We start from the raw sequence: 8,227 nt of genomic DNA, 5'->3' as shown, positions 1-8,227 counted from the left end.
GGGGGGGGGGGGGGAGCTGGGGGGTTTTTTTTTGTAATTCATCGTCTACTCGACTCTCTTCCAACGAACCGCCACGGACCTGTACTCGTCGTTGTGGAGTGGCTGGCGGAGAGGGGCGGGGCGGCACGGTCCAGGGCGAGGCGGTCCGGCCCAGGGCGGGACGCCCGACTCGGCCCGGTGCGGGGCGGATTAGCCCGGTGCGGGGCGCGGCAGAGCAGCCCGGCGACCGGGGAGGGGCAGCACTGCACGGCTTGGCCCGATGCGGGGTGGGGTGGCTTGACCCGGTGCGAGGTGGGGTGGCTTGGCTCGGGGCGAGGCTGCCCGGCTGGTCCGGGGTTGTTGTGTGTGGGGCTGGGTGACGGGGAGGGGCACCCCTGGGTAGGGGTGCCCCTCGCGTACGTCGGCCGGCGGTTACGACAGGCGGATCACGCCGTAGTCGTAGGCGCGCCGTCGGTAGACGACGCTGGGGAAGCCGGTTTCCTTGTCGGTGAACAGGTAGAAGTCGTGGCCCACGAGTTCCATCTGGGACAGAGCGTCATCGATGGTGACGGGCTCGGCCGAGTGCGTCTTCTCGCGCACGACCTGGCCGGGCAGGTGTTCCTCGTGCTCGTAGCCGTCGGACTCCTGAGACTTCGCGAAGTCGGGCTTGTCGAACATGGTCTCGATCTGCTTCGCGGTGAGCGCGGCGGTCGCCTGGGCCACCGAGATCGGGGTGCTGTGTCCTCGGTGGACGCGACGCCGGTCGGCTGAACGCCGCAACCTGGCGTCGAGCTTCGTCACCGCGAGGTCGAGTGCGGTGTAGAAGTCCTTACCGCAGGCCTCGGAGCGGATGACGGGCCCTCGTGATGCGATCGTGATCTCCACGCGCTGACTGCTCTCACGCTGCCGCCGATTGGGCTCGTGGAGCAATTCGACGGTGGCCTGGATGAGTTTGTGGTCGTACTTCTCGATCTTCGCCAGCTTGTCGGCCACATGAACTCGGTAGTGTTCCGGAACTTCGACGTTACGTCCTTTGACGACAATTTCCACGGCAGACCTCCCCCACTTTCACGATCTGGGGTAACCTGGACGTTTGCCCAGGTGGGAGCCGGCTCGACGCACTCCCCCCGGAGCGTCAGCCGGTGTTGCGAAACCCGGTGACCTCCTCTCGGTGAAGAGTGCTCTGGCCCTCGACGCTAACGCGTGTTCAGCCGTTCGTCACCCCCTGTTTGAGTTAACTACCGACAAGTGTTGGCGTTTCGGCCTGCGACACGCGATTGTCGAGAGAACCTCTGCGTCGGGTCGCCGCGATCACCACCGCTCCACGTACCGGTATATCTACAGACCGTAGCTGATTCGCGGTCGCCGCGAGGGTGGACCCGGTGGTGAGGATGTCGTCGACCAACACCACCGCCAGGCCCGCCCTCAGCGGCCCCGAACACCCCGCCCTGACCCGGAAGGCACCCTGGGCCGCGAGGGCGCGCTCGGCGGCGCTCAGGCCCGCCGAATCGGGTTTGGGCAGCGCGACCAGCGCGCGGAGGAGCGTCGCCCGCCGGCCGCCCCGGCGGAGGGTGTCGACCGCGCGGCGGGCCAGGCGCTCCATGTGGTCGCCGCGCCGGGCCCGGACGGCCGCCGCCGTGGTGGGCACGGGCACCAGGACGGCCGGCCCGTTGGCCAACAGGCGGGACACCCCGACGGCGAGCTGGTCGCCGAGCGGGGCGGCCAGGTCGCGCCGGCCGCGCTCCTTGTAGGCGAGCAGGACGTCGCGCAGGGGGCCGTCGTAGGGGCCGGAGGCGAGGCACGGGGGCAGGCCGGGCGGGGCCGGGGTGGGCGCGGTGGGCAGGGGCGGGCCGGCCAGTACGGCCCGGCAGGCGGGGCAGAACGGGCCCTGGCCGCCGCAGGGGCAGTCGGCGGGGAGCACGAGGTCGATGAGGTCACGCAGCACCCGCCGAGCGTCCCCGGTCCGGTAGGCGCGGCGGGCCGGCCTGTGGACAACTCCCCCGCCTGTGGACAACCAGCGGCAGCACAACGGCCGGTCGGGGGCTAGTCCTCGTAGTAGAGCGGGGACGTGCCGGCGATGGCGGGGACGCCGGGATGGCGTACCAGATGGATCCTGCCCTCGATCTCGACCAGGGGTTCCATCACCAGCGTCGCGCCGCGCGGGGGCCCGACGTAGGCCGCCACGGGCCCGGTGCGGGTGGTCTGCGCCGGGAACTGCGGCTCGACGATCGCCCCGTCGTAGGTGACCTGGGACAGCGCCGAGTTCGCGCCGCCGGCGGTGACCGGCTGGCCGATCCCGGAGACGAGGAAGCCGACCTCGGACGACCAGGACACCGACGTGACCCCGGTGAGCTGCGAGGCGACCTGCCAGGCCCGGATCTGGGTCGCGTCGGTGAAGATGCCCGCGTAGGCCCGGCCGCCACGGACGAACGCCACCCGCTTGCCGCCCGGGGCGACGGACAGGCTGGTCACGTCGCCCTCGCCGGGTACCCCGCTGATGGTGACCTGGTCCGGGTCGGGTTTGGGGTCGGCCTGGTCGACGGTGTAGACCCGCGCGCCGGCCCCGATCAGCACCTTCGGCCCGCCGGGCGTCTTGTACATCGCGGGCGGGCTGGTGAACGCCTGGCCCGGGATCCGGATCGGCTGGTTGTAGCGGGTGTCGTCGGACTGGTTGGCCCGGCCGACCCACAGCGCGTCGTCGTTGGCCACGTACGCGGCGGTGGCGTTGAGCCCGGCCGCCCACCGCACGTTGGTCCGGCCCCGGAGCAGCGCGGGAACCTGTTCCTCGGGCCGGTCGGGGATCCGCACCGTGCGGACCATGCCGCCCTCGACCATCAGGGGGCGGGGGGTGCGGCCGATCGCGGGGTTCCAGGCGTCGTAGAAGTACGCGTCGCGGTCGTGCGGTCTGATCTTGGTCCGGCCGTTGATCCGGATCTCCAGGTACTTCGCCTGCAACGTCACCGCGATCTGGGCGACCATCGCCTCCAGCCGCTCGGTGACGTCGGCCCGCGCGGACAGGTCCACGATGATCGTGGAGCTGGCGTTGTCCTCGACGGGCAGGCCGACGAGTTCGGTGTTGGTGGGGACGGCCGAGTTGACCGCGCCGGCGACGTACGAGGACGGGCCGGCCAGGAGCCAGCCCATCAGGAGCTGGTTGCGGGCGGACGCGGAGACCGAGACACTGCGGGGCACGTAGCGCAGGTCGGGTACCAGGCTGCGCTCCTCGCCGTTCGGCGGGTAGTACACCGGGCGCTGGTCGTAGTCGTTCTGCAACGCCTCGATGCTCAGCATCATGCCCTGCGGCGGGTTGTCGATCAGCCAGCCCTTGCCGGTGCCCGCGCTGATCAGGTTGTACGTGTACGAGTACCCGGTCCGGGCCTGGCTCTGGTCCAGCCAGCCGTTGTTGAGCACCCCGAGGACGTCGCCGGTGACCTGGACCCGCGCGTCGTACGGCCCGGCGCCGACGCCGACCGCCTGGGTCGGGGGGTGCACCCTGCCCCGGACCACGAGCACGCCGCCGGAGCCGCCCTGCCAGCTGGCCTGCGCCGACTGGGTGAAGAACGCCCTGACCTGGTCCTTCATCCGCTCGGGGGTGCCGTTGGCCGCGCGGAGGTAGCCGGACACGGTCTGGTCGGGGGCCTGCAGGCCCTCGGGCACGGCGACCTTGTACGGCTGCCGGGTGTCGACCCCGGTGTTGGTGCGCTCCGCGCCGTACGTGACGGCCGGGCCCGAGTCGGGCACCCCGCAGCCGGACAGCACGCACGCGGCGGCCACGGTGACGGCCAGGAACCTACGACGCATGGCGTACTCCCCGGGAGGGTTCGTCGGGCGGGATCGGCCCGAGCCGCGGTTCGGCGTCCTCGGGAACGAGGGGCAGCGGCGAGGACAGCAGCCGGTCGCCGGCCCGCAGCGGCACGGTGAGCCGGAACTGCGCGCCGAGCTGCGGCGCGCCCCAGGCCTCCAGCCAGCCGCCGTGCAGCCGGGCGTCCTCCAGGCTGATGGACAGGCCCAGGCCGGTGCCGCCGGTCTGCCGGGCCCGGGACGGGTCGGCCCGCCAGAACCGGTTGAACACGAGTTTGTCCTCGCCGGTGTTGAGCCCGATGCCGTGGTCGCGGACCGTGACGGCCGCCGCGCCGTCGCCGTCGGCGAGGGTCACGACGACCGGCCGGGCCTCGCCGTGTTCGACGGCGTTGCCGACGAGGTTGCGCAGGACGCGTTCGATCCGGCGCGGGTCGACCTCGGCGATGACGGGCTCGTCGGGGACGACGGTGCGCAGTTCGACGTTGGCGCGGTCGGCCAGCGGGCGCAGGCGTTCCACGACCCGGTTCACGATGGGGACCAGGTCCACGGCCTCGGTGTCGAGGACGGCGAACCCGGCGTCGTACCGGCTGATCTCCAGCAGGTCGGTCAGCAGGTCCTCGAACCGGTCCAGTTCGGCCTGGAGCAGTTCGGCGCTGCGGGCGGCCAGCGGGTCGAAGTCCTCGCGGTTCGCGAAGAGCATGTCGGCGGCCATCCGCACCGTGGTCAGCGGCGTGCGCAGCTCGTGGGACACGTCGGAGGTGAACCGGCGTTGCAGCCGCGACATCTCCTCCAGCCGGTTGATCTGGCGCTGGAGGTTGGCGGCCATCTGGTTGAAGCTGGTGGCGAGCGCCGCGAGGTCGTCCTCGCCGCGCACCTCCATCCGCTGGTCCAGCAGCCCGGCGGACAGCCGCTGGGCGGTGCGCGCGGCGATCCGGACCGGGCCGACCACGAGGTGGGTGATCAGGGCGGACAGCAGCGCGAGGAGCAGCACGAGGGCCAGGCCCGCGACGAAGACCGTGGTCCGCACGGAGCTGGCGGAGTCCACCTGCTCGTCGAGCGGGTAGAGGTAGAACAACGAGTACTGGCCCATCGCGGAGTTGACCGTGGTGCCCACCACGATGAACGGCCGCTCGCCCCGCCCGTCGGGGTCGGCCCGCACGTACTGGTACGCGCTCTTCCGCGAGTGCTCGATCGTCTGGCGCAGGTCCGCGGGCACGGCGTCCTGGGCCGCCCTGGTGTCCTCGATCTGCGGGGACTGCGGCTTGACGGCCTTGAGGAAGTCCTTGTTGGTCGGCTCCAGGAGCACGTAGTACGCGGTGGGGTCGGCCGGGACGAGCAGCGCCGTCGCGTACCGCAGGAAGCCGTTGAGCCCGGGGTCGGCCGCGTCGCCCCGGTCCCGGAACTGCGGTTCCAGGTACGACCGGCCCTGTTCCAGCTGCTTCTGCGCCTCGGTCAGCCGGGAGCCGACCTGCGCGGCGGTGATCTGCGAGGCCAGCAGCCAGCTGAAGGTCACGACGAGCAGCGTCGAGGACACCAGGGTCACGGAGACGACGCGGAAGTGCAGGGAGCGCCGCCAGGCCCGGATGAGCTGGGCGGCGCCCCTGTCGTACAGGACTGTCAGGAGGCGCATGTCATGCGACGCCGGCCTTGTACCCCACACCGCGGACGGTCAGGATGATCTCCGGCCGCTCCGGGTCGCGCTCGATCTTCGCGCGGAGCCGCTGGACGTGCACGTTGACCAGCCGGGTGTCGGCGGCGTGCCGGTAGCCCCAGACCTGCTCGAGCAGGACCTCGCGGGTGAACACCTGGCGCGGCTTGCGCGCGAGGGCCACCAGCAGGTCGAACTCCAGCGGGGTGAGCTTGACCTCCTCGCCCTCCCGGATGACGGTGTGCGCGGGCACGTCGATGATCACCTGGGAACCGACCGGTCCGACGGTGAGCACCTCGGGCGTGTTGTCCCCGCCCTGCCGCAGCCGGGCGCGGACCCGGGCGACCAGTTCCTTGGGTTTGAACGGCTTCACCACGTAGTCGTCCGCGCCCGATTCCAGGCCCAGGACGATGTCCACGGTGTCGCTCTTCGCGGTCAGCATGACGATCGGCACGCCGGACTCGGCGCGGATCAGCCGGCACACGTCGATGCCGCTCATGCCGGGCAGCATCAGGTCGAGGAGCACGATGTCGGGGCGCGCCTCCCGGAATGCCGGTAGGGCACGTTCGCCGTCGGCGACGAAGGAGGGCGCGAAACCCTCACTCCTCAGCACGATGCCCAACATTTCGGCCAGTGCCGGGTCGTCGTCGACCACCAGTACGCGAGCTCTCATGGGTTACATATTTCCATCTACTCGGGGCGGCCAAGGTTACCCGGGCAAGGATGGGTGATCATCTTGAGATCATCAATCCCGCAAACGGGCATCTTCCAGGTACTGGGGCCGGCCGGCCACCATTCCGACAGCGCCCTGGAGGACCACGATACCGAGTAGGAACACCAGCGGGAGCAACCAGCTGTGCGTCGATGTGTACAGCGCGCCGACCAGCATGGGGCCGGCGGCCGCCATCAGGTACCCGGCGCTCTGGGCGAACGCCGACAGCGTCACGGTGCCCTCCGGGGTCCGGCTGCGCAGTCCGATCATCGCCAGGGTGAGCGGGAAGGCGCTCTGGCCGACGGCCAGGAGCACGGTCCACAGCAGCGCGCCGGCGTGCGGGGCGAAGATCAGTCCGAGGTAGCCGAGGGCGGTGGCGGTCACGAGCACGAGCACGACCGGCCGCTGGTCGGGCCGGCGCGCGGCGAGCGCGGGCATGAACAGCGCGAGCGGCACGCCGATCGCCATCAGCCCGGCGACCAGCAGGCCGGCGGTCTGGGCGGAGAAGCCGGCGTCCCGGTAGAGCTGGGGCAGCCAGCCCATCACGACGTAGGCGCTGAGCGACTGGGCGCCGAAGAACACGGCGAGCGCCCAGCCGATCCTGGTGCGGGCGGGCTTCACCGGGGACGCGGCGACCGTGGTGGCCAGGCCGGCCCGGTCGTGCCGGCGGAGGAACAGCCAGGGCAGGACGGCGATCGCGGCGACGGCGGCCCAGACCGCCAGGCCCCAGTGCCAGCCGCCGAGTGCGTTGGCCATCGGCACGGTGGTGGCCGCGGCGATGGCGGTGCCGAGGGTCAGGGTCATGGTGTAGACGCCGGTGACCAGGCCGACCTTGGTCGGGAAGTGTCGCTTGACCAGGCCCGGGAGCAGGACGTTGGCGGAGGCGATCCCGGCGAGGGCCAGCGCGCTGGTGCCGAAGAAGACCCACGCGGAGTCGGTGAGCGCCCGGGCGAGCAGGCCCAGGGAGAGCAGTGCGACGGCCGAGGACAGGATCCGGTGCGGCCCGAACCGGCGGGCCAGCCGGGGCGTGATCGACCCGAAGGCCGCGAACGACAGCACCGGGAGGGTGGTGATCAGGCCGGCCATGGTGCCCGAGAGGTGCAGCCCCGCGCGCACCTCGTCGAGCAGCGCTCCCAGACTGGTCACCGCCGGGCGAAGATTGAGGGCGACGAGCACGATCCCGAGGAGCACCAGCCCGGTGCCCTCGATCGCGAAGCGTCGGTTGCTGGGCTCTACGGTTACCGTGGTCATGGGGGTAATCGTAGAATCATGGGATGACTTGGGATAGGGAGTGTGTGTGATGCCACTGGAGACGACGGCACGATCTCCGCTGGTCGGCCAGGTCATCAACCAGCTCCGCGAGCAGATCACCAAGGGGGAATGGCCGGTCGGCGCCCGGATCCCGCCCGAACCGGAGCTCGCCGCCCAGCTCGGAGTGGGCCGCAACACCCTGCGCGAGGCCGTCAAGGCCCTCTCGCACGCCGGGCTCCTCGACTGCCGCCAGGGCTCCGGGACCTACGTCCGGGCGGCCAGCGAGCTGTCCTCGGCCGTCGCGCGCCGGATCGCCGACGCCGAGTTCCGCGACGTGCTGGAGGTGCGCCGGGCCTTCGAGGTGGAGGCGGCGCGGTTGGCGGCGCGGCGGCGTACCCCTCAGGATCTCGAGGCTCTCGATCTGGCTCTGGCCCGGCGCGAGGAGATCTGGGCCACCGGCGACGCGGCCGCGTTCGTCGAGGCCGACTCCGCGCTGCACGAGATCGTCGTCGCCACCGCGCACAACAAGGTGCTCGCCGACCTCTACGCCGACTTCGGCACCGCCCTGCGCGCCAGCCTGCACCGGGTGATCGGCGAAGAACTCACTCCAGAGGGGTACGTGGACCACGGCCGGCTCGTCGAGGCCATCCGCGCCGGGGACGAGGAGGCGGCCGCGTTCGAGGCGCAGTGCTTCCTCAAGGAGAACTGACCCGTCACCGGCCCGGTGTCGGAGCCCCGGGCCGCCGGTTCCGCGCCCGGGCCTGAGTCGACGCCGCCCCCGAGCCGCCGCCCGGACGGGGGACGGCGCGATTCGCGTGCCCATGCCAAGATGAGGG

Annotated in this window: 7 protein-coding genes; 1 reads left to right on the top strand and 6 read right to left on the bottom strand. The window is 71.6% G+C overall.

The annotated features are described in order from the left end of the window. Positions 1-411 precede the first annotated feature (411 nt). The 6 genes from raiA to AB0M43_RS35240 all read right to left on the bottom strand — a co-directional run bounded on the left by raiA (position 412) and on the right by AB0M43_RS35240 (position 7,391). The gene (raiA, locus tag AB0M43_RS35265; protein ID WP_363731140.1) at positions 412-1,029 is read right to left on the bottom strand and encodes a ribosome-associated translation inhibitor RaiA; all 618 of its coding nucleotides are present in this window, start codon (positions 1,027-1,029) and stop codon (positions 412-414) included. 184 nt (positions 1,030-1,213) lie between these two features. Then, the gene (locus tag AB0M43_RS35260) at positions 1,214-1,924 is read right to left on the bottom strand and encodes a phosphoribosyltransferase family protein (protein ID WP_363731138.1); all 711 of its coding nucleotides are present in this window, start codon (positions 1,922-1,924) and stop codon (positions 1,214-1,216) included. 98 nt (positions 1,925-2,022) lie between these two features. Continuing rightward, entirely contained in the window at positions 2,023-3,780 is a 1,758-nt protein-coding gene (locus tag AB0M43_RS35255; protein WP_363731135.1) for an LpqB family beta-propeller domain-containing protein, read from the bottom strand. After that, positions 3,770-5,410: an MtrAB system histidine kinase MtrB gene (gene mtrB, locus AB0M43_RS35250; RefSeq protein ID WP_363731132.1), complete on the bottom strand. Its 1,641-nt coding sequence runs from the start codon at positions 5,408-5,410 to the stop codon at positions 3,770-3,772. Before mtrB ends, AB0M43_RS35255 begins: the two co-directional genes overlap by 11 nt. 1 nt (position 5,411) lies before the next feature. Continuing rightward, positions 5,412-6,101, bottom strand: a complete 690-nt coding sequence (gene mtrA, locus AB0M43_RS35245; RefSeq protein ID WP_197006945.1) for an MtrAB system response regulator MtrA — start codon at positions 6,099-6,101, stop codon at positions 5,412-5,414. Positions 6,102-6,173: 72 nt separating this feature from the next. Continuing rightward, positions 6,174-7,391, bottom strand: coding sequence for an MFS transporter (locus AB0M43_RS35240; protein ID WP_363731128.1), 1,218 nt, complete (start codon positions 7,389-7,391; stop codon positions 6,174-6,176). A gap of 49 nt (positions 7,392-7,440) precedes the next feature. Between AB0M43_RS35240 and AB0M43_RS35235 the strand changes: the two genes are divergently transcribed. Continuing rightward, positions 7,441-8,100 carry an FCD domain-containing protein gene (locus AB0M43_RS35235; protein WP_363731168.1) on the top strand — a complete coding sequence of 220 codons (660 nt, stop codon included), beginning with the start codon at positions 7,441-7,443 and terminating at the stop codon, positions 8,098-8,100. The last annotated feature ends 127 nt before the right edge of the window (positions 8,101-8,227 follow it).

This window comes from Longispora sp. NPDC051575, from assembly GCF_040681875.1.
Taxonomy (GTDB): Bacteria; Actinomycetota; Actinomycetes; order Mycobacteriales; family Micromonosporaceae; genus Longispora.
This window is presented reverse-complemented; position numbering and strand designations above follow the sequence as displayed.

Excerpts from the sequence above, each read along its gene's own strand:
- AB0M43_RS35255 (WP_363731135.1), bottom strand. The coding sequence starts at position 3,780 with ATGCGTCGTAGGTTCCTGGCCGTCACCGTGGCCGCCGCGTGCGTGCTG.
- mtrB (WP_363731132.1), bottom strand. The coding sequence starts at position 5,410 with ATGCGCCTCCTGACAGTCCTGTACGACAGGGGCGCCGCCCAGCTCATC.
- mtrA (WP_197006945.1), bottom strand. The coding sequence starts at position 6,101 with ATGAGAGCTCGCGTACTGGTGGTCGACGACGACCCGGCACTGGCCGAA.
- AB0M43_RS35240 (WP_363731128.1), bottom strand. The coding sequence starts at position 7,391 with ATGACCACGGTAACCGTAGAGCCCAGCAACCGACGCTTCGCGATCGAG.
- AB0M43_RS35235 (WP_363731168.1), top strand. The coding sequence starts at position 7,441 with ATGCCACTGGAGACGACGGCACGATCTCCGCTGGTCGGCCAGGTCATC.